Raw genomic sequence first — 23,611 nt, forward strand, 5'->3', positions numbered from 1 at the left:
AGGGCCAGGACCAAGGCAAGGGCAAGGGCAAGGGCAAGGGCAAGTAGCCCGGCCACTCTCAGATGCGCCAGAGCTGGAGCGACAACGCATGAGTCAGATCTCACGGCAGGAATATGCCGGAATGTACGGCCCGACCACGGGCGACCAGATCCGTCTGGGTGACACCGACCTCTACATCGAGATCGAGAAGGACCTGCGGGTCCTCGGTGACGAGGTCATGTACGGCGGTGGCAAGACCCTGCGCGACGGCATGGGCAGTGCCAGCCAGGCCACCAGCGCCGAAGGCGTGGTGGACCTGGTGATCACGAACGTGACCATCGTGGACGCGCTGCTCGGCGTGGTCAAGGCGGACGTGGGGATCAAGGACGGAAGGATCGCCGGGATCGGCAAGGCCGGCAACCCCAACATCATGGACGGGGTGACCCCGGGCCTGGTGACCGGGCCGGGCACGGACGCGATCTCCGGCGAGCACCTGATCCTGACCGCCGGCGGCATCGACGCGCACGTCCACCTGGTCACCCCGCAGCAGGTGTACGCCGCGCTCAGCAACGGCGTCACCACCCTGTGGGGCGGCGGTACCGGTCCCAGCGACAGCACCAACGGCGTCACCATCACGCCCGGCCCCTGGAACATCCACAACATGATGCGGGCCTTCGAGAACCTGCCGATCAACATCGGCCTGCTGGGCAAGGGCAACAGCAGCGGCCGGGCGCCGCTCGTCGAGCAGATCATGGCCGGGGTGCCCAGCTTCAAGATCCACGAGGACTGGGGCGCGCCGCCGGCGGTGATCCGGTCCTGCCTGGCCGTCGCCGACGAGTACGACGTCCAGATCAGCATCCACACCGACACGCTCAACGAGAGCGGCTACATCGAGGACAGCATCGCCGCGTTCGAGGGCCGCACCATCCACACCTTCCACACCGAGGGCGCCGGCGGCGGGCACGCACCGGACATCATCAAGGTCGCCGGCCAGATGAACGTGCTGCCCGCCTCGACCACGCCGACGGTGCCGTACGGCATCAACAGCCAGTCCGAGCTGTACGACATGATCATGGTCTGCCACAACTTCAACCCGAAGGTGCCCTCGGACGTCGCCTTCGTGGAGAGCCGCATCCGCACCGAGACCATCGCCGCCGAGGACGTGCTCCTCGACGAGGGCGTCATCTCGATGATGCAGAGCGACTCGCAGGCCATGGGCCGGGTGGGCGAGACCTGGCTGCGCACCGTCCAGCTCGCCGGGCAGATGAAGAACGTCCGTGGCAAGCTGGCCGAGGACTCCGACGCCAACGACAACTTCCGCGTCCTGCGCTACGTCGCCAAGATGACCATCAACCCGGCGATCACCCAGGGCGTCTCGCACGTCATCGGCTCGGTCAGCCCCGGCAAGCTCGCCGACCTGGTGCTCTGGGAGCCCGCGTTCTTCGGCACGAAGCCGAAGATGGTGCTCAAGGGCGGCATGATCGCCTGGTCGATCATGGGTGACCCGAACGCCTCGCTGCCCACCCCGCAGCCGGTCTACTACCGGCCCATGTTCGGCGCCACCGGTTCGCAGGTCGCCAAGAACTGCGTGACGTTCGTGTCCCGCGCCGCGCACGAGTCGGGTGTGGCCGAACAGCTCGGCCTGCAACGGCAGGTCATCCCGGTCTACGGCTGCCGCAACCTGACCAAGCGCGACATGGTGCGCAACGACCGTACGCCGAAGCTCGAGGTCGACCCGGAGACCTTCGCCGTGAAGATGGACGGCGTGCACGCGACAGTGCCGGCGGCCAAGAACCTCCCCCTCAGCCAGCTCTACTTCTTCAGCTGACCCGGCGCGGCGCCCGCTCCCGGCCGGGCCGGCGGCGGGGTCGCGTGAAAGGAGAACACATGCTCGTCGAAACGGTACTCGGCAACGTGAACGAGCCGGCCTGGACCGAGCGGCTCCGGGAGGCCAAGGTCGACGACCTGGTCCTCGACCAGTGGGACGCCCAGAAGAGCCGGCTGCGCCGGACCACGAGCCTCGGCACCGAACTGGCGCTGTCCCTGGCCCGCGGCGTACGGCTGCGCGACGGTGACGTGCTCGCGTGGGACGACGCCACCGCGACCGCCGTGGTGGCCCGGATCGCGCTCGGCGAGGTCATGGTCGTGCACCTCGACACGCTGCACGGCGAGTCGCTGGACATGGTGATCCGCTCCGCCGTCGAACTCGGCCACGCGATCGGCAACCAGCACTGGCCGGCGGTGGTGAAGGGCACCAAGATGTACGTCCCGCTCACCGTGGACCGCAAGGTGATGGACTCGGTGATGCGCACGCACGCGTTCACCGGCCTCACCCACGAGTTCATCCCCGGCACCGAGATCATCGCGTACCTGGCCCCGCACGAGTCGCGGCGCCTGTTCGGCGGGGCCGACTCGACCCCGCACACGCACCTGCCCGCCGACCTGAACTGAGGGCCGGGTGTCCACGGTGACCGAGGCCCTGAAGCTGCTCCAGTTCGGCGACTCGGTCTTCCCGGTCGGCGCGTTCTCCTTCTCCAACGGGCTGGAGACGGCGGTCGAACAGGGGGCGGTGCACGACCGGACCACGTTGCAGGAGTTCGTGCGTACCGTCACGCGCGCCGCCGCCACCGGAGACGGAGTGGCGCTGCTCGTGGCGCACCGCGCCGCCCGCGCCGGTGACCTCGACCGGATCCGGGCGGCCGACGAGGCCGTACACCTGCGCAAGATCAACGAAGAGACGCGGACCATGACCGTCCGCATGGGGCGCAAGCTGGCCGAGGCCGCCGAACGGGTGGTGGGGGAGTCCCTCCTGCGCAAGCGCGTCGCGGAGAGCGGTGGCGGCGTCCCGGTCACCTACCCGGTCGCGCTCGGCGTGCTCTTCGCCGAACTCGGCGTGGGCGAGGCGGACGCGTTCGCCGCCCACCAGTACGGCGCGGCCTCCATGGTGCTCGGCGCGGCGGTCCGGCTGATGCGGGTGGACCACCTCGACACCCAGTCGATCCTCTTCGCGGTGAACGAGCGGGTCGGCGAGGACTACGAGGAGGTGCGCACCGCCGGGCTCGACGACATGCAGAGCTTCGCGCCGCACCTCGACGTGCTGGCCGGCGCGCACCAGCACGCACACGTACGCATGTTCATGAGCTGAGCGCTCACCCACCTGAAGGGCTTTCCAGAGATGAAATCAGCGAGTCGGATCGGCGTCGGCGGCCCGGTGGGCAGCGGCAAGACGGCCATCATCGAGGCCGTCGTGCCCCGCCTGGTCGAGCAGGGCCTGCGCATCCTGGTCATCACCAACGACGTGGTCACCACCGAGGACGCCAAGCACGTCCGCCGCGCCCTGACCGGCGTGCTGGTGGAGGAGCGCATCGTCGGCGTCGAGACCGGCGCCTGCCCGCACACCGCGGTACGCGAGGACCCCAGCATGAACCTCGCCGCGGTGGAGGACATGGAGGCGCGGTTCCCGGACAGCGACGTCGTGCTCATCGAGAGCGGCGGGGACAACCTCACGCTCACCTTCAGCCCCGCCCTCGTCGACTACTTCATCTACGTGATCGACGTGGCGGCCGGCGACAAGATCCCGCGCAAGAACGGCCCGGGTATCTCCAAGTCCGACATCCTCGTGATCAACAAGACCGACCTGGCCCCGTACGTCGACGCCGACCTGGACGTGATGGCCCGCGACGCCGAGCTGATGCGCGGCGGCAAGCCGTTCGTGTTCACCAACTGCAAGACCGGCGAGGGCATCGACGACCTGGTGGACCTGGTCCGCCGCAACGCGCTGTTCGACGCCGAAGTGCTCGCATGACCACTCTGGACTCCGTCCGGGAACTCGCGCCGTACCAGGACCAGCCGGCGCAGCTGCCGGCCGCCGCGAACGGCAAGGTGGGCATCCTCCGGCTGGGGTTCGAGCGGCGCGAGGACCGGACCATCCTGCGCGACGTCTTCCGGCAGTCGCCGCTGCTGGTGCAGCGCGCGCTGTACTGGGACGAGGAGATGCCGGGCCTGCCCTGCGTCATGATCCTCACCACCTCCGGTGGCGTGCTCCAGGGCGACCGGCTGCGCATCGACGTCGACCTGGGGCCGGGCGCGCAGGCGCACCTGGTCACCCAGGCCGCCACCAAGATCCAGGAAATGGACGCCAACTACGGCACCCAGACCCAGAGCTTCACCCTGGCCGACGACGCCTACCTGGAGTTCCTGCCCGAACCGGTGATCCCGTTCCGGCGCAGCCGGTTCGTCTCCGACACGCTGGTCCGGCTGCCGGAGACCGCGACGATGCTGTACGCGGAGGTGCTCCAGCCCGGCCGCAAGTACTACCGCGACGGCGAGATCTTCGCGTACGACCTGTTCTCCACCACGTTGCGGGCGCAGCGGCCCGACGGACGGCCGCTGTTCGTCGAGAAGTTCGTCATCACTCCCGGGCGGTTCCCGGTGTCGCGGATCGGGATGATGGACCGCTTCCACGTCTTCGGCAACGTCGTGCTGCTCACCGACCCGGACCGGGCGGCAAGGGTGTTCGAGCGGACCGCGACGCCGGTGTGGGACGAGCAGACACCGCTGGCCACCGCCGTCAGCCGGCTGCCGAACGACGCCGGCCTGGTGTTCAAGGTGCTGGGTCAGGAGACCGAACCGGTCCGCGCCGCGGTACGCGCGTTCTGCACTGCCGCCCGCGAAGAGGTGACCGGCTGCACCTTCCCGCCGGTCTTCAGCTGGCGTTGAGGCGAGGAGAACAGCGACATGGCCGACATCGGACGTGGCTGGCGCCATCTGGCCGATCGGAACCCGGCGGCCGGGTTCGTCGACGCCAGCCTGCGCGGCGCCGCGCAGGTGGTGCTCCAGAACAATCCGCTCAGCGGCCTGCTCATCCTGATCGCGCTCGCCTGGGGCGCGTTCGAGAACGGGACGCCCCGGGTGTTCGGCGGCGGCGTGCTCGGCCTGGTCGTCGGCACCGCTACCGCGCTGGCGCTGCGGGTCGACATGTCCAGCTGGCGCAAGGGCCTGTTCGGCTTCAGTCCGCTGCTGACCGGCCTCGCGGTGCCCACGTTCCTCGACCAGCGTCCGCTGATGTGGCTTTACCTCGTGCTCGGCGCGATCGGCACGGTGGTGGTCACGCTCGCCCTCAACGCCGTCTTCAAACGCTGGAACCTGACCGCCTACACGTTCCCGTTCGTGCTCACGACCTGGTTCCTGCTGATGGCGGCGTACCAGTTCGACAGGTTCACGGTGCTCACCAAGCTGACCCCGAAGTTCCCCGGCGAGGGATCGCTGACCGGCGGCACGTTCGACTGGGGCCTCATCCCGGTCTTCTTCAAGGGCGTGTCCCAGGTCTACCTGATCGAGAGCTGGGTCACCGGCCTGCTCATCCTCATCGCCCTGCTGATCAACTCCCGGTGGTCGGCGCTGTTCGCGGTGATCGGCGCCGTCGGCGCGACACTGCTGGCGCTCTGGTTCGGCGCCGACGGTGCGTCCCTGGACAAGGGCCTGTTCGCCTTCAACGCGGTGCTGACCGCGATCGTGGTGGGCGCTGTGGCGCACCGCCCCGGCGCGCTGGTCACCGTCTACACGCTGTTCGGCATCGCGCTGACGCTGTTCGTGCAGATGGCGCTGACCACCATGCTCACGCCGCTCGGCATCCCGGTGCTGACCGGGCCGTTCAACATCGCCACCTGGCTGTTGCTGCTGCCGGACCGGCACTTCGCGCCGGTGCCCAACCACGATCGGGTCAAGGACACCGTGATGCACACCGTCCGCGACTCCGTCCACCTGCGAGAGAAGGAGGGAAACCGTGTCCGCTCCGAACGCGGGTGACACCGCCTGGGTGCTGGTCTGCGCCGGCCTCGTCCTGTTCATGACGCCGGGACTCGCCGCGTTCTACGGCGGCATGGTCCGCACCCGCAACGTCCTGGCGATGCTGCAACAGAACATGATCGCGCTGGGCGTGGTCAGCCTGACCTGGGTGCTCGTCGGCTACACCATCGCCTTCGGCGACGACGCCGGCAGCGGACTCTTCGGCAACCTGGAACTGTTCGGGCTCACCGACCTGAAGGTGCCGCCCGCACCCAACCTGCACGTGGTCGACGGCCGGATCACCATCCCGACGCTGGCGTTCGTCCTGTTCCAGATGATGTTCGCGGTGATCACACCGGCGCTCGTCACCGGCGCCACCGCCGGCCGGCTGCGCTTCGGCGGCTGGGTGCTGTTCCTCGCGGTCTGGTCGATAGTGGTCTACGCGCCGATCGCGCACTGGCTCTGGCACCCCGGCGGATGGCTCGCCAAGTTCGGCACCCAGGACTGGGCCGGCGGGCTGGTCGTGCACGCCAGCGCCGGCGCCGCCGTCCTCGCCGTCCTGCTCGTCGTCGGCCGGCGCCGGGACTGGCCGCACACCGCCGCACCACCGAACTCGATCCCGTTGACCATCGTCGGCGCCGGCATCCTCTGGTTCGGCTGGTTCGGCTTCAACGGCGGCGACGGCCTCCAGGCCAACGGCCTCGCCGCCCAGGCCGTCCTCAACACGCACCTGGCCGCCGCTGCGGCGATGCTCGTCTGGCTGGCGCTGGAACGCGTCACTGACGGACACAGCACCGTCGTGGGCGCGGTCTCCGGCGCGGTCGCGGGCCTCGCCACTGTCACGCCGACCGCCGGGTACGTCAACGCGGCGTCGGCCGTCGCGATCGGCGCGCTGGCCGGCCTGGTCTGCCACTTCGCGCTGAAACTGAAGTACCTGCTGCGCCTCGACGACGCGCTCGACGTGCTCGCCGTGCACTTCGTCGGCGGCATGCTCGGCACGCTCCTGCTCGGCCTGTTCGGCAACCGCGGCGTCAACCCGCTCGGCGCCGACGGGCTGTTCCTCGGCGGCGGAGGCGGCCTGCTGTGGCGCCAGCTCGTCGGCGTGGTCAGCGTGGTCGCGTTCTCCTTCGTCCTGACCTGGCTGATCGCCGCCGGGGTGCAGGCGCTCATCGGCCTGCGCGTGCCGCCGGCTGACCAGGAACGCCTGGACCAGGCGCAACAGGGCGCCGACGCCTACCACCTCGGCGGCGTCACCAGCCTGACCGCGCCCGGCGCACCCCGCCGTCGTACCGGAGCGGCGCCGGCCGGCGAACCGGCCGTGCCGCCCGGCCAGCGGGTACGGCTGGTCACCGCGCTGCTGGAACCGGACCCGGCCGCGAACAGCGCCGACCTGCGCGACGCGCTGCTGCGCGCGGGCGCGATCTCGGTCATCGTCAGCGACGCCGCCGTGGCGACGACGACGCCGCAGGCGAGCCTGCTGCCGCGTGGTTACTGGCAGGACCAGCCGTTGTCGGCCCGGTTGCGCGTCACCGTGCTGGTGGGTGCGGACGGGGTGGGGGCGGTGCTGGACGAGCTGGACCGGATGGGGGCCAGGCGGAGCGACACGTTCGTGCAGGAGGCGGAACGCGTCCAGTCCTGACGGTCCGTCGACCGATGCCGGCGGACAGCTCACCGGAGAAAGTCACGACAGGCCCTCGTGACCTGTGTGGGATCGTTCTGGTGCCACTCAATCAACAGCGGCTGATGCCCTGAGGACCGGAATGGAGCCGATCTTCTGGGAGCTGAGGCTTTCCCAGCCTCACCGGAAGTTGAGCCTTGTCCGGGTTGGACTTGATGACGCGGGCGCTGCGCCAAGCGTCATGCGCCGTAAGCCGTTCTGCGGCCCGCTTGGCTCCAACGAAGTCGGGGATGCGCCCGTACGCGCCAGGGGGTAGCGCCTGGGCAGCCTGTTCCAACCGTGACCAAATGGTCTCACGCACCTCGCATTTCGCCTCATCGATGTCCATGTGGCCCTCTCATGACGAGTCAGAGCGAGCGCCCCGGGCGACCTCTGCCACAGTCGTCATCGGCTCACGCCGTCTCGTTCTCCCGCAGGTGCGGCAACATCTGACCGACCAGCCCAGGGGTGATCGCGAGGGTAGTCGTCGACTCGGCGCTGTACTCGGCCCCACTGATGTCGACGACGACGGCTCCCGCCTCACGGGCGATGGCCACCCCGGCTGTCATGTCCCAGGTGTGGTTGGAGAGGGTGATGGCGGCGTCGATCTTCCCCTCCGCCAACCAGACGAGATCCACTGCGGCTGATCCACTCATCCGCACGCGCTGCACGGTCTCGGCGAGCCGCGCCATAAGTGCCAGCCGGATCCGATTCTTGTTCGCGGCATCCGCTCCGACGGCGAAATCGCCGATCCCTACGACGGCTTCGTCCAGGCTGGTGGTGTCGCTCACCTTGACCGGATCGCCGTTCGCGAATGCCCCACAACCTTCGGCGGCCCAGTATCGAGCACCGAGGAAGGGTAGGTCCACGACGCCGAGGGCTGGACGTGTTCCGTGGAGTAAGCCGAGGGAGATGCCGCACAAGGGGATACCGCGCACGAAATTGATCGTTCCGTCGACCGGATCAAGCGTCCACTGCAAATCCCCGGTGCCGCTGACTCCCTCCTCCTCCCCGAGAAAGGCGATGCCGGGTGTCGCATCGCGCAGGAACGATCGAAGGTCTCGCTCAATCGCGTAGTCGACATCCGAGACGAGATCGCGGTCGCCTTTACTGGTAGAGGTGACCGGTGCCTGGCGGCGCATGAAGGTGGCTGCCCGACCAACAGCATCGAGGGCGACCGGCAGCAGCTCACGGTACGAGGTCACAGTTGCCGGCTCCGCTCCCACTGAGAGTCGAAAATCTGCTCATACACCGGGTACAACCCCGTCGTGGGTTCTCGGCGTCGCATCACGAAGGTCGGAGAGTCGACCCCTCGGCTCGCGGGCAGGTATGCCTGGGCAAGGCAGAGGTCGTCGATGAGGAGCACGTTGAACCGAAGCGTCTCGTCGTAGAGGGCGAGCTGCACGTTGCCGTACAGGTCGCCCGACAGGCGGTCACGCACCCGCAACATCGTCTCGATGTTGAGCTTCGTCAGTGCCGCGAGCTGGCCGGCCGGGAAGCTCTCCTCACGTTCCCTGGCTTGGATCGCCGAGCCGTCAGGATCCAGGAACAGGCATCGGACCTGTGCGCCGCCTTCGATGAGCTGACGCCAGCGGTGATCGGGGTAGTGCTGGCACAGCAGGTTCAGGGAGAGTCCCATCGCTCGAACCTTTCGGGCGCCGTCCAGGATGCGATCCGCAGGCAGGTGCGCAGAGAGCTCCGCCCGATTGCGGAAAACCGCCGTGACGTCCGCTATTGAGGTGCCACCGTTCCCTTCCGCCTGGATATCGGCAGCACCTTGCCGCAGCTCGGCGGCATCTGCCAATCCCAAGCCTGACCGGAATCGCCGATGAACCTCGTTCCCCGCCCGCGCGAGCGCGGTGTCGAGCGCGGCCTGGATCTCCGGTCGAGGTTGCACCGCCTCCCGGCCGGCCTCCCACTTCGAGACGGTGCGCTCGCTGACGCCGAGGTGTTCGGCGAAGTCGCGGATGCTCATTCGCAGCGCGTGGCGCAGCATCCGGGTCTCCCGGCCGGTCCACTTCTGCACGGTCGTCATCGGCTCGCCTCCGAGTGCGTCGAGACCGGCTGCCAGCAGCTTAGCGGCTCGACTTCAGAGCTGGTACAGCGCAAGTGCAGAGCGTAGTCGTACCCGATGAGCCGCAAGCTGGCGAGGGTGGACGCATGGCCCGGGGCGGGTGCTGGGCTCCGGCGGGGCGTCACCCGAGCGCGTCCGCCGTCCCCGCCCGCCCCGGCGCCGCTCCGACTCTCGACGGAAGGGCTCTTCATGGCGGCGGTGCTGGACGACTTCCCGGTGTTCACCCCGGTCAGCGACGAGGACGTGGTGTTGGCCGTACGCGCGGTGGCGGTGCATGTGCCGGAGCGGTGGCCGGCGGGTCCACTGTGTCGCAGTGAGCGGGTGCCGCATCCGTGCCGGCTGGCCCGCTGGGGCCGCAGCACGTTGCAGGCGGCCGGGCTCACCGAGGAGCGCGTGGACGAGTTGGTCGCCGCCGGCGACCCGGGCGCCTGGCCGTGGGCGTGACCGGGCTCGGGGCGTACCCGACGGAGAGCTGGCCCGGGTCGGCGGCGGTGCGTGAGGCGGTGGCCCGGTGGCTGCGGCTGGTGGCGGCGGACGCGGAGCTGGCGCCGTACCTCGTCGGGGTTGATCGGGCCCGGCTCGCCGGACACCTGGCGCTCACCCTCACGGTGGCGCTCGGCGGACCGGCGGGCGACATCGCCCGGCCAACGGCCGAGGCATGGCGCGGCCTGGGCCTGACCGAGGCGCAGCACCACCGCGTGGTCGACTACCTGGCCGGGGTGCTCTGGGCGCTCGACGTGCCGGCAGGCTCGGTGACAGCGGCCCGGCGGGCCTTCTCGGACGAGGCCGGCTCGTGACCGCCGCCCTCGCTGCGTCGTGGTCCGTCACCATGCGGTACGCCCGCGAGGCGGCCGACCACTTCTGGTGCGCGGTCGAGGAGCGCTGCCCCGGGACGCTGCCGGAGCGGGAGGCGGCGGTGTTCCTCGCCGCATTCGGACGGCTGGTCAGCGGTGGCGACGACCCGGCCGGGCGGGCGGCGTTGTTGACCGTGCTCGGCCGGGCCTGTCGCCGCTACCGGCTGCTGCCGCACCAGCTCACCGTCGTGGCCGCGCTCGTCGCGACGGTGTCCCGGCAGGTGAGGTTGACACCGGAACTGGTGGCGGCCTGGGCAGGGGCCGCCCGGCGGGCCACGGCGGCGGTGAGCCGTGCGGTCGAGCAGGCCGACGACGGCCCGCCCTGGTGGCCGGCGCAGGTCGTCGACCACGACCGGGCCGCCGACGGCATCGCCGTGGTGACCGTGCGCCCCTGGCGCCGCCTGACGTTCCGGCCCGGCCAGGCGCTGCCCGTCTGCGCCGAGCGCCGGCCCGGCCGGTGGCGCTGGTACTCGCCGGCCAACGCTCCGCGCGCCGACGGCACCGTCGAACTCCACGTCCGTGCCGTCGCCGCCGTCTCCCGCACGCTCGTGCACCGGGTACGCCCCGGTGACCGGATCTGGCTCGGCCCGCCCCGGTCGACCGGCCTGACCCTCGACCCGGCGTCGAAGGCGGACCTGCTGCTCGTCGCCGGGGGGACCGGGCTGGCGCCGCTGCGCGCCCTGGTCGAGCAGGTCGCCGCCGCGCCGGCCGGTCGCCGGGTCACAGTGGTGGTCGGCGCCCGTACCCTCGCCGACCTCTACGACCCGATCAGCCTCGACAAGCTTCAGAGCAGCAACGACTGGCTGACCGTCGTGCCCGCGTTCTCGCACGATCCGGTGGCGGAGGCGGGAGAGCAGGGTGATGCGCTCACCGTCGCGCTCGACCACTGGCGACCCGGTCAGGAGGTCTACCTGTGCGGGCCACCGTTGATGGTGGCCGGGTCGCGGCTGCGCTTGCTCGCCGGTGGGGTGCCGGCCGAGCGGATCCACCTGCCGGACGGGTTCGGCGTCTGATGGGCGTCTATCACAGCCGCAACGCGCTGGCCGGCCCGCTCACCGCGGACCGGCTCAGCGCGGTCGAGCTGCCCCGCACGTCACTGGGGCGGCGCGGTTACCGGACCGACGACGTCGACGCGCTGTTGCACCGGCTCGTCTACGAACTGGGGGAGCGGACCCGGCTGCTCGACGACGCCCGGGACGAGAACGACCGCATCAAGCGGGCCCTGCGCGCCTGGCAGGCCGAGGTGCGGGAGGCTGCCGGTGTCGTCTGGTCTCCCGCGGCCATTCCAGGCGCACCGTCCCGTCCCGGCCCCGACGGTCGACGTGCGGGTGAGCGGTGACCCGGACGACACCGGTCGTGCCGCATACTGGCCCGGTGTTCACTCTCGCCCAGGCGCGACACCTGGTGGCCACGCTGCGGCCGCGCGTCGACGAGCTGATCCGGCTGCGGGCCGACCTGGCCGAGCTGCGTGTCGATCTGGCCGACCACGGCGTCAGCGCGCTCGGCGGGCTCGCCGAGGTGAAGGCCCTGGAGGCGCGGCTGCACGTGGTGGTGGACGAGTTCCACCAGCACGACATCGCGGTCAAGGGGATCGCCCCGGTGCTGCTCGACTTCCCCGGTGAGCGCGACGGCCGGGCGGTGCTGTGGTGCTGGCTGGAGGGGGACACCGACATCAGGTGGTACCACCGGGTCGAGTGCGGATTCGCCGGCCGCCGCCCGGTCTGACCCCGCACAGTGGGTGACGCGCGCCGCGCCGTGCCGTCGGACGCCGGGGAACTGGTCCGGTTGCGAGGGCTGATGCTCGCCGGCATGAGCGGCGCGCCGACGCCGCCGGGCCGCTGGCAGGACGTGGCCCGGGACAATCTGCGCGCCTGGTTGGCCGAGCCGGACCCGTGGCTGGCCGCAGCGCACTGCTGGCCTGGTTCCGGGACCGGGGCGTGCGCCGGATCGACCTGCGGGCCTCGGCGGCCGGTCGGCCGCTCTACCGTGCCCTGGGTTTCCGGGAGACCGCCGACCCGGCGATGCGGCTGACGATCCCGGCGGAACAATCCTTCAGCCCGCTCCGCGAAACCGGCAACGATTTGTAGGCGTAAGTCGCTATACGCGCCCGGCCGCAAATCGGTGATCTTCCATGCGCTGTGATCTTATTGATATCTATCTCTCACCACCACTTCACGCCCCCAGGAGTGCGACGTGCGGAGATCCCGTCTTGCCACCCTCGCCCTGACCCTGGCCGCCTCGGTCGGGGTCACCCTGTCTCTGGCCGCCCCCGCCCAGGCGGCCCCGTCCGACCGCTACGTCGCGCTCGGCGACTCGTACGCCTCCGGCGTCGGCGCCGACAGCTACACGTCCGAGAGCGGTAACTGCCTACGCAGTACGAACGCCTATCCGGCGCTCTACAACGCCAACATCAAGCCCGCGTCGTACCGTTCGGTCGCCTGCTCCGGCGCCACCACGGCGGACGTCATCAACAGCCAGCTCTCCGCGCTCTCCTCCACCACCACGCTGGTCAGCGTCACGGTGGGCGGCAACGACGTCGGCTTCGCCAACATCATGAGCACCTGCGTGCTCCAGGGGGAGACCCAGTGCGTGGCGGCCGTGCAGTCCGCCATGAACGTGGCCCGCACCTCGATGCCGGGCCGCCTCGCCAACGTCTACAACGGCATCAAGAGCCGCTCGCCCTCGGCCCGCGTCGTGGTGGTCGGCTACCCGGTCTTCTACCAGCTCGGCACCACCTGCGTCGGGCTCAGCGCGACGTCCCGGGCGAAGATCAACGAGGGCATCAACCTGCTCGACGACATCACCCGTACGGCCGCCGTCTCGGCCGGCTTCAAATTCGCCGACGTCCGCTCCATCTTCGTCGGCCACCAGCTGTGCAGCGGCGGGACCAAGTGGCTGCACGCGCTGAACGTGCTGAGCCTGAGCAAGTCGTACCACCCGACGGCCGCGGGGCAGTCCGGCGGCTACTACCCGGTCTTCCGGTCCGCCGCCGGCTGACCCGGTCCGCGGCAGCGGCACGCCTCCCCGCGGGAGCGTGCCGCTTCGCCGTGCCCGGCGGCGGTGTGCCCGTCAGGCCGGCAGGACCTTCTCGATCGCCGCGCGCAGCTCAGGATCCTCGGGCGTGACCTGCGGGCCGAACCGGGCGGCCACCGTGCCGTCCGGCGCGACGAGGAACTTCTCGAAGTTCCAGCGCACGTCGCCGGTGTGCCCCTCGGCGTCCGGCGTGGACACCAGCTCCGCGTAGAGCGGGTGCCGGTCGGGCCCGTTGACGTCGACCTTCTCCGTCAGCGGAAACGTCACGCCGTAGTTGACCTGGCAGAACTCCTCGATCTCAGCGGCGCTGCCCGGCTCCTGGCCGGCGAACTGGTTGCACGGCACCCCGAGCACGGTCAGCCCGCGTCCGGCGTACGTGTCGGCGAGTTCCTGAAGGCCCGTGTACTGCGGGGTGAGGCCGCAGCGGGAGGCCACGTTGACCACGAGCAGGGCGCGGCCGCGGTAGCCGCCGAGGTCGGCCGGGCCGCCGGTGAGGGCGTCGATCTGGACGTCGAAAACGGTCATGGGACGAGGCTACGGGCCTTGGCGCCCACCGTCCCGCGCCACCCGTGAAATCGATGCATCGACATCTTGACTAAGTGGTGACGGCGTGAGTAGCGTCTCAGCAATCAATTTGGAAAGTTTCCTAACTATTGGAGGGACGCCGTATGAAGAGATCGCTCCGCCGGGCCCTGTGGGCCACCGGCGCCGTGGTCGCGCTCGCGGTCGCCGCGGTGCCCATGACCACCGCGTCGGCCGCCGGCAGCGTCACCGCCACGTTCGCCAAGGTGCAGGACTGGGGGACCGGCCACGAGGGACGGGTGACAGTCACCAACGGCACCAGCTCCACCGTCAACGGCTGGCGCATCGAGTTCACGCTGCCCTCCGGCACCTCGATCAGCAGCTCCTGGGACGCCGACATCACCCGCAGCGGTGACCGCTACGTGGCGGTCAACAAGAGCTGGGCGTCGACGCTCGCCCCCGGCGCCAGCTTCAGCTGGGGCTACAACGGCACCGGCGCGTACAAGGCGCCGGTGAGCTGCACGATCAACGGCGGCTCCTGCACCGGCGGCGGCACGCCGACGACCACCGCGCCCACCACGGCGCCGCCGACCACCGCGCCGCCCACCACGGCACCGCCGACGACCGCCCCGCCGACCACGCAGCCGCCCACCACGCCGCCGCCCGGCGGCAAGAAGATCGTCGGCTACTTCGCCGAGTGGGGCGTCTACGCCCGCAACTACCACGTCAAGAACATCCACACCAGCGGCTCGGCCGCGAAGCTGACCCACATCCTGTACGCCTTCGGCAACACCACCGGCGGCCGCTGCAGCATCGGGGACAGCTACGCCGACTACGAGAAGGCGTACACCGCGGCGGACAGCGTCGACGGCGTCGCCGACACCTGGGACCAGCCGCTGCGCGGCAGCTTCAACCAGCTGCGCAAGCTCAAGAAGATGTACCCGAACCTGAAGGTGCTCTGGTCCTTCGGCGGCTGGACCTGGTCCGGCGGCTTCACCCAGGCCGCGCAGAACCCGGCCGCGTTCGCCGACTCCTGCTACTCCCTGGTCAAGGACCCGCGCTGGGCGGACGTCTTCGACGGCATCGACGTCGACTGGGAGTACCCGAACGCCTGCGGCCTCCAGTGCGACAGCAGCGGCCCGAACGCGTTCAAGAACGTGGTCTCGGCCCTGCGGAGCAAGTTCGGCTCCAGCTTCCTGGTCACCGCGGCGATCACCGCCGACGGCAGCAACGGCGGCAAGATCGACGCCACCGACTACGCCGGCGCCGCGAACAACCTCAACTGGCTGATGCCGATGACGTACGACTACTTCGGCGCCTTCAACGCCCAGGGGCCGACCGCGCCGCACTCGCCGCTCTACTCCTACGCCGGCATCCCGCAGCAGGGCTTCTGGTCGGACGCGGCGATCCAGAAGCTCAAGTCCAAGGGCGTACCGTCCAGCAAGCTGCTGCTCGGCGTCGGGTTCTACGGACGCGGCTGGACCGGCGTGACCCAGGCCGCACCCGGCGGCAGCGCCACCGGCGCGGCACCTGGTACCTACGAGGCCGGCATCGAGGACTACAAGGTGCTCAAGAACAGCTGCCCGGCCACCGGCACCGTCGGCGGCACCGCGTACGCCAAGTGCGGCAGCAACTGGTGGAGCTACGACACCCCGTCGACCATCGGCGGGAAGATGAGCTACGCCAACAGCCAGGGCCTCGGTGGCGCGTTCTTCTGGGAGCTCTCCGGTGACACCAGCAACGGTGAGCTGATCGGCGCCATCAAGGGCGGTCTCGGCTGAGCCGAGGGCCGACGCACCACCCACCCGGCGGGGAGGGGCCGCACCGGCCCCTCCCCGCCCGCGTGCCGTCCTGGCCGAGCGCGCCGATCCGGGTCAGGATGGGGAGTCACCCGGCCACGCGGGCCGGGTGTGGCACACTCGCCGCTCGACGAGTCAACGCGACGGGAGGACAGATGGGTCGCAGCCACCGGGACCGGTTCGCCGGGCTCGCTCTCCTCGCGCTCCTGCCGGCGGCGCTGGCCGCCTGCGGCTCGGGCGGCCAGGACGGCGGAGACACCCCGCCCAGCGGGAAGGCGCCGGCCGAGGAGGCGGCGGCCAAGAGCCGCGAACGTGTGCAGGCGTACCTGGACGCGCTCACCGCCCGCGACGCCGCCGCCGGCCGCAGCCAGCTCTGCGCGCCCATGCACGCCGCCTTCGACTCCGCCGCCACCGGCCCGAACGGCGACTTCGCCGACCACTTCACGGTGCCCGAGGCGACGATCACCGAGGTCCGCTCCGGCCCGAACGGCCAGGAGGTCAGCGCCTCGATCACCGTTGCCGCCGGCTCGCGCAAGGCCGCCCGGTCGTTGCTGTTCACCGTCACCCGTAACGGGGCGGACTGGTGCATCTCCGGCGAGGTGCCCGGCGAGCGCGCGGTCGAGGCGACCGCCGACCCGGCGGAGCCGGCGCCGCCGGCGACGGCGCCCTCACCGGTTCCCTCCCAGTGACCGGAACCATCCCCCTCGGCGGCGAGTGATCGCGACGGTCGCCGTACGCTTTCCTTCATGCGCCATGAGTGGCATCAGCTGAGTCACCCCGCCGTGGGCAGCCCTGGTCTGCAGACCAGCCGCCCGACCGCCGACTCCGCCGAGGACGCGGCCCTCGGCCTCGACCGATGGCGGGAGCTGCCGCGCGCGCAGACCCCGCCCTGGGACGACCCGGCCCAGGTCGCCGAGGTCTGCCGGGTGCTGGACACGGTGCCGTCGGTGGTCGCGCCCTACGAGGTCGACCAGTTGCGGCAGCGGCTCGCGCTGGTCTGCGAGGGCAAGGCGTTCCTGCTCCAGGGCGGTGACTGCGCGGAGACCTTCGCCGACAACACCGAGAGCCACCTGCTCGCCAACGCCCGCACGCTGCTCCAGATGGCCATCGTGCTCACCTACGGCGCGTCGCTGCCCGTGGTCAAGGTCGCCCGGGTCGCCGGCCAGTACACCAAGCCCCGGTCCCTGCCGACCGACGCCCGGGGCCTGCCCGCCTACCGCGGCGACATGATCAATTCCCTTGAGGCCACGCCGGAGGCGCGGGTCGCCGACCCGCAGCGCATGATCCGGGCGTACGCCAACTCGGCCGCCGCGATGAACATGCTCCGGGCGTACCTGGCCGGCGGGCTGGCCGACCTGCACGCCGTGCACGACTGGAACAAGGACTTCGTCCGGCGGTCCCCGGCCGGCGAACGCTACGACGCGATCGCCCGCGAGATCGACCGGGCGCTGGCCTTCATCCGGGCCTGCGGAATGACCGACGACGAGGCGCTGCGCACCGTCACGCTGCACTGCTCGCACGAGGCGCTGGCGCTGGAGTACGACCGGGCGCTGACCCGGATCTCCAACGGCAAGGCGTACGGCCTGTCCGGGCATTTCCTCTGGATCGGTGAGCGGACCCGGCAGATCGACGGCGCGCACATCGACTTCATCTCCCGCATCGCCAACCCGATCGGCGTCAAGCTCGGCCCGACGACCACCCCCGACGAGGCGATCGAGCTCTGCGAGAAGCTCAACCCGGACAACATCCCCGGCCGGCTCACGCTGATCAGCCGGATGGGCAACCACCGGGTACGCGACGCACTGCCCCCGATCGTCGCCAAGGTCACCGCGGCGGGCGCCAAGGTCGTCTGGCAGTGCGACCCGATGCACGGCAACACGCACGAGTCCTCGAACGGCTACAAGACCCGGCACTTCGACCGGATCGTGGACGAGGTGCTCGGCTACTTCGAGGTGCACCGCGGCCTGGACACCCACCCGGGTGGCCTGCACGTCGAGCTGACCGGCGAGGACGTCACCGAGTGTCTCGGCGGCGCCCAGGGCATCGAGGACCTCGACCTGCCCGACCGGTACGAGACCGCCTGCGACCCCCGGCTGAACACCCAGCAGTCACTGGAGTTGGCGTTCCTGGTGGCGGAGATGCTCCGTGGGTGATGTGAGGAATCTGATCGATCTGCGGACGGACACCGTGACCCGGCCGACGCCGGGGATGCGGGAGGCGATGACCGCCGCCGAGGTGGGCGACGACGTCTACGGCGAGGACCCGACGGTCACCGCGCTGGAGACCGAGGTGGCCGCGCTGTTCGACCACGAGGCGGCGCTGTTCGCCCCGAGCGGCTCGATGGCCAACCAGATCGCGCTCCAGCTGCACGTACCGCCGGGCGACGAGCTGCTCTGCGACGCCGACGCGCACGTGGTCACGTACGAGGTGGGCGCCGCCGCCGCGTACGGTGGGATCTCCTCGCGGACCTGGCCGGCGGTGGGCGCGGAGCTGGACCCCGACGTGGTGGCCGGGATGATCCGGCCGGACGGCTACTTCGCGGTGCCCACGCGGGCGATCGCGGTGGAGCAGACCCACAACCGGGGCGGCGGCGGGGTGATCCCGCTGCCGACGCTGCGGCGGATGCGTGAGGTCGCCGACGAGCACGGGGTGGCCCTGCACTGCGACGGCGCGCGGATCTGGCATGCGCATGTGGCCGACGGGGTGCCGCTGGCCGAGTACGGCGTGTTGTTCGACACGCTCTCGGTCTGCCTCTCCAAGGGCCTCGGCGCGCCGGTCGGCTCGCTGATCGTGGGTAGCGCGGAGAAGATCGCCCGGGCGCGGTTCCTGCGCAAGCGGATGGGCGGCGGCATGCGGCAGGTCGGCATCCTGGCCGCCGCCGGCCGGTACGCGCTGGCGCACCACGTCGAGCGGCTCGCCGACGACCACGTGAAGGCGGCCCGGCTGGCCGAGGCGATCGCCCCGCACGGGGTGCTCGCGGCGGCGGTGCGGACCAACATCGTGCCGCTGGACCTGACCAAGCACCCGCTGGACGCGCACGCGCTGGCGGCGGCCGCGCGGGCGGAGGGGCTGCTGATCTCGGTGCTCGGCCCGCGTACCGCCCGGCTGGTCACCCACCTGGACGTCACCGACACGCAGATCGACCGCGCCGCCACCATCCTGAACACCGCCCTGCGCGCCTGACCCGCCCTCACCCTGCCGCGCCCCGCGCCCCTGCCGGAGTCCGGCGGGGGAGGGGCGCGTGGGCGGAACCGTCAGGGGTGGAGGCGCTTCAGGGTGGCTATGTCAGCGGCGTGGCCGACGTGCTTCTCCGTGGGGGTCTCCACCAGTACGGGCACACCGGCCGTCGCCGGATGGCGCATCAGCTCGGCGAACGCCGGCTCACCGATGGTGCCCTTGCCGATGTTCTCGTGCCGGTCCCGGGTGGAACCGCACAGGTCCTTCGAGTCGTTCGCGTGCACCAGCCGTAGCCGGTCCGCGCCCACTGTCGCGACCAGCGTGTCGAGCGTGGCGGTCATGCCGCCCTCGGCGGCAAGGTCGTGGCCGGCCGCCCAGGCGTGACAGGTGTCGAAGCAGACCCCGAGCATCGGGTGCCTGTCGACCGTGTCCAGGTAGGGGCCGAGGTGTTCGACCCGGGACGCCAGTGACCGGCCGCCCCCGGCGCTCGGCTCGACCAGCAGCATCGGTCCGCCGGTGGCCGCGACCTCGTCGAGCAGCGGGAGCAGTGCCTCCCGGACCTGCCGCAGGGCCGCCTCGGCGTGACCGGCGTCGACCGAGCTGCCGGCGTGGAACACCACGCCCTCGGCACCGATCGCCCGGCCCCGCCGCAGCGCGTGCGCCAGCGTCTCGGCCGACCGGGTCACAGTCGCCGGGGTGGGGGAGCCGAGGTTCACCAGCAGCGACGCGTGGATGAACACGGGCAGGCCGCGCTCGCCGCACCCGTCGCGGAACGACGCGTCCTGCGCCGGGTCCCCGGCCGGCAGCGCCCAGCCCCGCGAGTTCGAGACGTAGACCTGCACCACCTCGGACCCGGCCGCGTCCGCGTACGGCAGGGCCGCCCGGGCCAGGCCGCCGGAGGTGGGGGTGTGCGACCCCACCCGGCGGCGGCCGTCGCATCCGCTCACAGGCACGTCACCGTGATCGTCGTACCCGGCGGCACCGGCGTGTTCTCGGCCGGGTTCTGGATCCGGACGATGCCGTTCGGGTTGAGCTGGACGTTGACCGGGAAGCCCTGGCTCTCCAGCGTCTGCTTGGCCTGCTGGCACGGCATGTCGATCACCCGGGGCACGGCCACCTGCGGCGGGCCCTTGCTGATCTCCAGCTTGACCTGGGTGCCCTTCTCCACACCGGTGCCGTCGGCCGGGCTCTGGCCGAGGATCTCGTCCTTCGGCTTGTCGGAGTCCTTGACGTTCTCCACCGGCTTCAGCCCGAGCTGCGCGAGGATGGCGCGCGCCTCGGTGAGGCTCTTGCCGACCAGGTTGGGCACCGTCACCGGCGCGCGACCCTTGCTGAGGATCACCGTCACCTTCGCCCCGGGCTTGACCTCTGTGCCCACCTTCGGATCGGTGGCCAGCACCACACCCGCCGGCAGGGCGTCGTCGTACCGGGAGGAGCCCTTGGCCACGACCAGGTTGACGCCCTCCAGTTCGGCCTGGGCCAGCGCGTAGTCCTTGCCCACCACGTCCGGCACCGGCAGCCGCTCCGGACCGAGCGACAGGGTCAGCGTGATCGTGCCGCCCTTGACGATCCGCGCGGCCGAGCCGGGATCCTGCCCGAGCACCGTGTCCTTCGGGACGTTCTCGTCGTAGCGCGGTGCGGCGTACCGCAGCGTGAAGCCGCCGCGCTCGGCCCGCGCCTCCGCGTCGGCCTTGGTCAGGCTCACCAGCTGCGGCGCGACCGTGTAGCGGCCCACGCCGAACCACCAGCCACCCCCGGCGGCGACCAGGCCGAGCACGACGACCACCGCGGCGACGGCCAGCCGCCCGCGCGGTGAGCCCATGATCCGGGTACGCAGAGCGGCGAACCCGGTCCCCGGAACGTCCTCCTCGACGGCGCGGCGCCGGTGCGGGCGCTGCGCGGCGCCGCTCTCGGGCAGCCGGGCCCACGCCGGGCGCTCGACCGGCTGGAGCGCGGCCACCATCTGGGTCGGCTGGCTCAGCACCGCGGTGTCGTCGCTGAGCTGCGGCAGCACGGTGGTGTGCGCCTGCGGGTCGCCGAGCTGGTCGCGGACCGCCTGCACCTCGCTCAGCAGCGCCGCGGCGTCGGCCGGGCGGCCGGCCGGATCCCGCCGGGTGGCCCGGGCGACGAGCGCGTCGAGGGCCGGCGGCAGCGTCGGCACCAGCGTCGACGGCGCCGGTACGTCCCGGTCGACGTGCTGCCAGGCGACCTCCACCGGACGGTCGCCGTCGTAGGGCACCCGGCCGGTGAGCATCTCGAACAGCACGATGCCGGCCGAGTAGACGTCGGTCCGCGGGTCCGCGTGGCCCTGGGTGACCAGCTCCGGCGCCACGTACGCCACGGTCGCCATGAGCTGGTTGCCGTTCTCGTCCTCGGCGCTGGCCTCCACGGCCCGGGCCAGCCCGAAGTCGGCCACCTTGACCACGCTGTCGACAAGGTTGCGGCTGCCGCCGGTGGGCACCTCGGCGACCAGCACGTTCTCCGGCTTGACGTCGCGGTGCACCAGGCCGGCCCGGTGCGCGGCGGCGAGCGCGGCGAGCATCTGCTCGGTGATCGCCAGTGCCTCGTCCGGGTTCAGCCGGCGGCGCTCGGCGAGCACGTCGCGCAGCGTGCGCCCGCGGACGTACTCCATCACCAGGTACGGCAGGCCGGCGTGGATGCCCTGGTCGTAGACCGCCACCACGTTCGGGTGGGTGAGCCGGGCGATCGTCTTCGCCTCGTCGGTGAAGCGCTCGACGAACCCGGCCATCCGGGCCCGGGCCTGCGGCGCCTGGGTCGGGTGAATGATCTTGACCGCCACGGTGCGCTCCAGGCGCTCGTCGGTGGCGGTGTACACGGTCGCCATGCCGCCACGGGCGACGCGCCCGCGGATGCGGTAGCGCCCCTCGATCAGCGAGCCCAGCAACGTGTCGGCGACCTGTGTGTCCATCGGTAGGCAGTCTATGTGTCGGAAGGGTGAAGGTAGAACAGGATGCTACCGCCGGGTTGCGACACGGGGGGACCGCCACGGTGCGGGGTGCCGTGCGCCGCGTCCGGCGGGCACGTGGCAGGGTGGTCGGGTGACCGATTCCGTACCCGCCGAGACCGGCCCCGACCTGGCCGGACCGGCCGACCCGGCCGGCTGGCTGACGCTGCCCGACGTGGCCGAGCGCCTGGACCTGTCGATCAGCAAGGTGCACCAGATGATCCGCGACCGCGAACTGATCGCGGTGCGCCGCGACGGCGTCCGCCGGATCCCGGCCGACCTGGTGGCCAACCGCACCGTGCTCAAGCACCTGCCCGGCGTGCTCAACCTGCTCGCCGACGCCGGGTACGACGACGAGGAGGCGCTGCGCTGGCTCTACCGGGAGGACCCCAGTCTTCCCGGTACCCCCGCCGTGGCCCTCGGCGGCGACCTGGCCCGCGAGGTCAAACGCCGAGCCCAGGCCGTCGCCTTCTAGCCCTCACCCACCCGGACCCACCCCACCCCACCCCACCCCACCCCTCCCCTCCCGCCCGCCCTCGTCGATCATGAAGTTGACGGCGAAGTCGATCTCCGAAAGTGCCGCCAACTTCATGATCGACCGCTTCGGGGGCGGGTGGGGAGGGGGGAGGGGGTGGGGGTGGGGTGGGGTGGCGGTCAGGCGGGGCGGCGGGTGGCGGCGATGGCCAGGTCGACCAGGGCCTGGCGGGCCTCGGTGTCCAGGTCGACAGCGGTCAGCGCGGCCAGGGCGCTCTCGGTCAGCGCGGTGATGTGCCGCTCGGCCCGCTCCAGCGCGCCGCTCGTGGTGATCAGCTCGCGCAGCCGGTCCACCCCGGCCGCGTCCAGGTCCGGTGCGCCGAGCCCGGCCAGCAGCGCCTCCCGGCCGGACGGGTCGAGCGTCTCCAGGGCCGCCGCCACCAGGTACGTCCGCTTGCCCTCGCGCAGGTCGTCGCCGGCCGGCTTGCCGGTGCGCTCCGGATCGCCGAACACCCCCAGCACGTCGTCGCGGAGCTGGAACGCCTCACCCAGCGGCAGCCCGTACGCCGAGTACGCGGCGTGCACCTCCGGCGGCGCGCCGGCCAGCGCGGCGCCCAGCAGCAGCGGGCGCTCGACCGTGTACTTCGCCGACTTGTACCGGGCCACCTTCGCCGCCCGGTCCAGCGAGGTGTCCCCGGTGGCCTGGGTCAGCACGTCCAGGTACTGCCCGACGGTCACCTCGGTGCGCATCTCGTCGAAGACCGGCCGGGCTCGGGCCACCGTGGCCGGCGGCAGGCCGGAGGAGTGCAGCAGCTCGTCGGACCAGACCAGGCACAGGTCGCCCAGCAGGATCGCCGCGGCGTCGCCGAAGGAGTCCGCGTCGCCGCCCCAGCCGGCCGTACGGTGCCGGGCGGCGAACCGCCTGTGCATCGCCGGCTCGCCCCGCCGGGTGTCCGACCGGTCCATCAGGTCGTCATGGATCAGTGCGCTGGCCTGCACGAACTCCAGCGCCGCCAGGGTGGCGACGACCTGGTCGGAGTCGACCCCGCCGGCGCCCCGGTAACCCCAGTAGCCGAACGCCGGGCGCAGCCGCTTGCCGCCGCCCAGCACGAACGCCTCGATCGCCTCGGCGACGGGCAGCAGGCCGTCGTCGACGGCGGTCAGCCAGCCGCGCTGGCCGGCGAGGAACTCGGTGAGCGCCTTGTCGATCCGCTGGCGCAGGCCGGCACGGTCGACGGGGGATACGGGAGCAGCGTGGGTCACGCCACGACGCTAGCGGTTCACACCCGT

Annotated in this window: 25 protein-coding genes; 19 read left to right on the top strand and 6 right to left on the bottom strand. The window is 71.4% G+C overall.

Annotated features, from left to right (window positions below):
* Positions 1–88: 88 nt before the first annotated feature.
* The 7 genes from IRY44_RS16020 to IRY44_RS16050 are packed head-to-tail and all read left to right on the top strand — an operon-like array spanning position 89 to position 7,405.
* Complete coding sequence (locus IRY44_RS16020; protein ID WP_194801185.1) at positions 89–1,807, top strand: urease subunit alpha; 1,719 nt, start codon at positions 89–91, stop codon at positions 1,805–1,807.
* 59 nt (positions 1,808–1,866) lie between these two features.
* Positions 1,867–2,430 (top strand): urease accessory protein UreE, encoded by a 564-nt coding sequence (gene ureE / locus IRY44_RS16025; protein ID WP_013475749.1) that lies wholly within the window; start codon positions 1,867–1,869, stop codon positions 2,428–2,430.
* 16 nt (positions 2,431–2,446) lie between these two features.
* Positions 2,447–3,124, top strand: a complete 678-nt coding sequence (locus tag IRY44_RS16030) for an urease accessory protein UreF (RefSeq protein WP_223201363.1) — start codon at positions 2,447–2,449, stop codon at positions 3,122–3,124.
* Positions 3,125–3,154: 30 nt separating this feature from the next.
* Positions 3,155–3,784, top strand: a complete 630-nt coding sequence (gene ureG / locus IRY44_RS16035) for an urease accessory protein UreG (RefSeq protein WP_013287653.1) — start codon at positions 3,155–3,157, stop codon at positions 3,782–3,784.
* The gene (locus IRY44_RS16040) at positions 3,781–4,698 is read left to right on the top strand and encodes an urease accessory protein UreD (RefSeq protein ID WP_194801186.1); all 918 of its coding nucleotides are present in this window, start codon (positions 3,781–3,783) and stop codon (positions 4,696–4,698) included. The genes ureG and IRY44_RS16040 overlap by 4 nt, the downstream gene beginning before the upstream one ends.
* Before the next feature lie 18 nt (positions 4,699–4,716).
* On the top strand, positions 4,717–5,787 hold the full coding sequence (gene yut, locus IRY44_RS16045) for an urea transporter (RefSeq protein WP_194801187.1): 1,071 nt from the start codon (positions 4,717–4,719) through the stop codon (positions 5,785–5,787).
* Positions 5,765–7,405: an ammonium transporter gene (locus IRY44_RS16050; RefSeq protein ID WP_194801188.1), complete on the top strand. Its 1,641-nt coding sequence runs from the start codon at positions 5,765–5,767 to the stop codon at positions 7,403–7,405. Before yut ends, IRY44_RS16050 begins: the two co-directional genes overlap by 23 nt.
* A gap of 431 nt (positions 7,406–7,836) precedes the next feature.
* Here the strand turns inward: IRY44_RS16050 and IRY44_RS16055 are convergent, their stop codons facing one another.
* Together IRY44_RS16055 and IRY44_RS16060 are read right to left on the bottom strand one after the other, a co-directional pair.
* Positions 7,837–8,628 carry an inositol monophosphatase family protein gene (locus IRY44_RS16055; protein ID WP_356987660.1) on the bottom strand — a complete coding sequence of 264 codons (792 nt, stop codon included), beginning with the start codon at positions 8,626–8,628 and terminating at the stop codon, positions 7,837–7,839.
* Positions 8,625–9,458, bottom strand: a complete 834-nt coding sequence (locus tag IRY44_RS16060) for a DUF5919 domain-containing protein (protein WP_051611420.1) — start codon at positions 9,456–9,458, stop codon at positions 8,625–8,627. The genes IRY44_RS16055 and IRY44_RS16060 overlap by 4 nt, the downstream gene beginning before the upstream one ends.
* Before the next feature lie 228 nt (positions 9,459–9,686).
* Here IRY44_RS16060 and IRY44_RS16065 point away from each other — a divergent pair, with 228 nt between their 5' ends.
* The 7 genes from IRY44_RS16065 (at position 9,687) to IRY44_RS16095 (ending at position 13,348) form a co-directional block, all read left to right on the top strand.
* Entirely contained in the window at positions 9,687–9,941 is a 255-nt protein-coding gene (locus IRY44_RS16065; RefSeq protein ID WP_194801189.1) for a hypothetical protein, read from the top strand.
* Positions 9,938–10,294, top strand: coding sequence for a hypothetical protein (locus tag IRY44_RS16070; protein WP_113972722.1), 357 nt, complete (start codon positions 9,938–9,940; stop codon positions 10,292–10,294). The genes IRY44_RS16065 and IRY44_RS16070 overlap by 4 nt, the downstream gene beginning before the upstream one ends.
* Entirely contained in the window at positions 10,291–11,364 is a 1,074-nt protein-coding gene (locus IRY44_RS16075) for an FAD-binding oxidoreductase (protein ID WP_370584960.1), read from the top strand. Before IRY44_RS16070 ends, IRY44_RS16075 begins: the two co-directional genes overlap by 4 nt.
* Complete coding sequence (locus IRY44_RS16080) at positions 11,364–11,690, top strand: DivIVA domain-containing protein (RefSeq protein ID WP_104114577.1); 327 nt, start codon at positions 11,364–11,366, stop codon at positions 11,688–11,690. The genes IRY44_RS16075 and IRY44_RS16080 overlap by 1 nt, the downstream gene beginning before the upstream one ends.
* Positions 11,691–11,725: 35 nt before the next feature.
* Positions 11,726–12,076: a DUF2203 domain-containing protein gene (locus tag IRY44_RS16085; RefSeq protein WP_018785307.1), complete on the top strand. Its 351-nt coding sequence runs from the start codon at positions 11,726–11,728 to the stop codon at positions 12,074–12,076.
* A gap of 167 nt (positions 12,077–12,243) precedes the next feature.
* Positions 12,244–12,438 carry a hypothetical protein gene (locus IRY44_RS30710; protein WP_228532189.1) on the top strand — a complete coding sequence of 65 codons (195 nt, stop codon included), beginning with the start codon at positions 12,244–12,246 and terminating at the stop codon, positions 12,436–12,438.
* Positions 12,439–12,544: 106 nt separating this feature from the next.
* Positions 12,545–13,348 (top strand): SGNH/GDSL hydrolase family protein, encoded by an 804-nt coding sequence (locus IRY44_RS16095; RefSeq protein WP_043329427.1) that lies wholly within the window; start codon positions 12,545–12,547, stop codon positions 13,346–13,348.
* Positions 13,349–13,420: 72 nt separating this feature from the next.
* On the opposite strand, the gene IRY44_RS16100 is transcribed toward IRY44_RS16095, so the two are convergent.
* Positions 13,421–13,909, bottom strand: a complete 489-nt coding sequence (locus IRY44_RS16100) for a glutathione peroxidase (RefSeq protein WP_194801190.1) — start codon at positions 13,907–13,909, stop codon at positions 13,421–13,423.
* Between the two features lie 143 nt (positions 13,910–14,052).
* On the opposite strand from IRY44_RS16100, the gene IRY44_RS16105 reads away from it, so the two are divergent.
* The 4 genes from IRY44_RS16105 (at position 14,053) to IRY44_RS16120 (ending at position 18,888) form a co-directional block, all read left to right on the top strand.
* Positions 14,053–15,687 carry a glycosyl hydrolase family 18 protein gene (locus tag IRY44_RS16105; protein ID WP_194801191.1) on the top strand — a complete coding sequence of 545 codons (1,635 nt, stop codon included), beginning with the start codon at positions 14,053–14,055 and terminating at the stop codon, positions 15,685–15,687.
* A gap of 173 nt (positions 15,688–15,860) precedes the next feature.
* A complete protein-coding gene (locus IRY44_RS16110; protein ID WP_194801192.1) occupies positions 15,861–16,394 on the top strand; it encodes a hypothetical protein in 534 nt (177 codons plus the stop codon).
* A 57-nt stretch (positions 16,395–16,451) separates the two neighbouring features.
* Positions 16,452–17,858 (top strand): class II 3-deoxy-7-phosphoheptulonate synthase, encoded by a 1,407-nt coding sequence (locus IRY44_RS16115; protein ID WP_013475760.1) that lies wholly within the window; start codon positions 16,452–16,454, stop codon positions 17,856–17,858.
* 10 nt (positions 17,859–17,868) lie between these two features.
* Positions 17,869–18,888 carry a low specificity L-threonine aldolase gene (locus IRY44_RS16120; protein WP_194801301.1) on the top strand — a complete coding sequence of 340 codons (1,020 nt, stop codon included), beginning with the start codon at positions 17,869–17,871 and terminating at the stop codon, positions 18,886–18,888.
* A 71-nt stretch (positions 18,889–18,959) separates the two neighbouring features.
* On the opposite strand, the gene IRY44_RS16125 is transcribed toward IRY44_RS16120, so the two are convergent.
* Positions 18,960–19,829, bottom strand: a complete 870-nt coding sequence (locus IRY44_RS16125; RefSeq protein ID WP_194801193.1) for a deoxyribonuclease IV — start codon at positions 19,827–19,829, stop codon at positions 18,960–18,962.
* Complete coding sequence (gene pknB / locus IRY44_RS16130; protein WP_194801194.1) at positions 19,826–21,811, bottom strand: Stk1 family PASTA domain-containing Ser/Thr kinase; 1,986 nt, start codon at positions 21,809–21,811, stop codon at positions 19,826–19,828. The genes IRY44_RS16125 and pknB overlap by 4 nt, the downstream gene beginning before the upstream one ends.
* A 130-nt stretch (positions 21,812–21,941) precedes the next feature.
* Here pknB and IRY44_RS16135 point away from each other — a divergent pair, with 130 nt between their 5' ends.
* The gene (locus IRY44_RS16135) at positions 21,942–22,322 is read left to right on the top strand and encodes an Rv2175c family DNA-binding protein (RefSeq protein WP_135241310.1); all 381 of its coding nucleotides are present in this window, start codon (positions 21,942–21,944) and stop codon (positions 22,320–22,322) included.
* Positions 22,323–22,501: 179 nt separating this feature from the next.
* Here the strand turns inward: IRY44_RS16135 and IRY44_RS16140 are convergent, their stop codons facing one another.
* Entirely contained in the window at positions 22,502–23,584 is a 1,083-nt protein-coding gene (locus tag IRY44_RS16140) for a polyprenyl synthetase family protein (RefSeq protein WP_194801195.1), read from the bottom strand.
* Between the last annotated feature and the right edge of the window lie 27 nt (positions 23,585–23,611).

The organism is Micromonospora sp. ANENR4 (assembly GCF_015354395.1).
GTDB lineage: Bacteria > Actinomycetota > Actinomycetes > Mycobacteriales > Micromonosporaceae > Micromonospora > Micromonospora aurantiaca.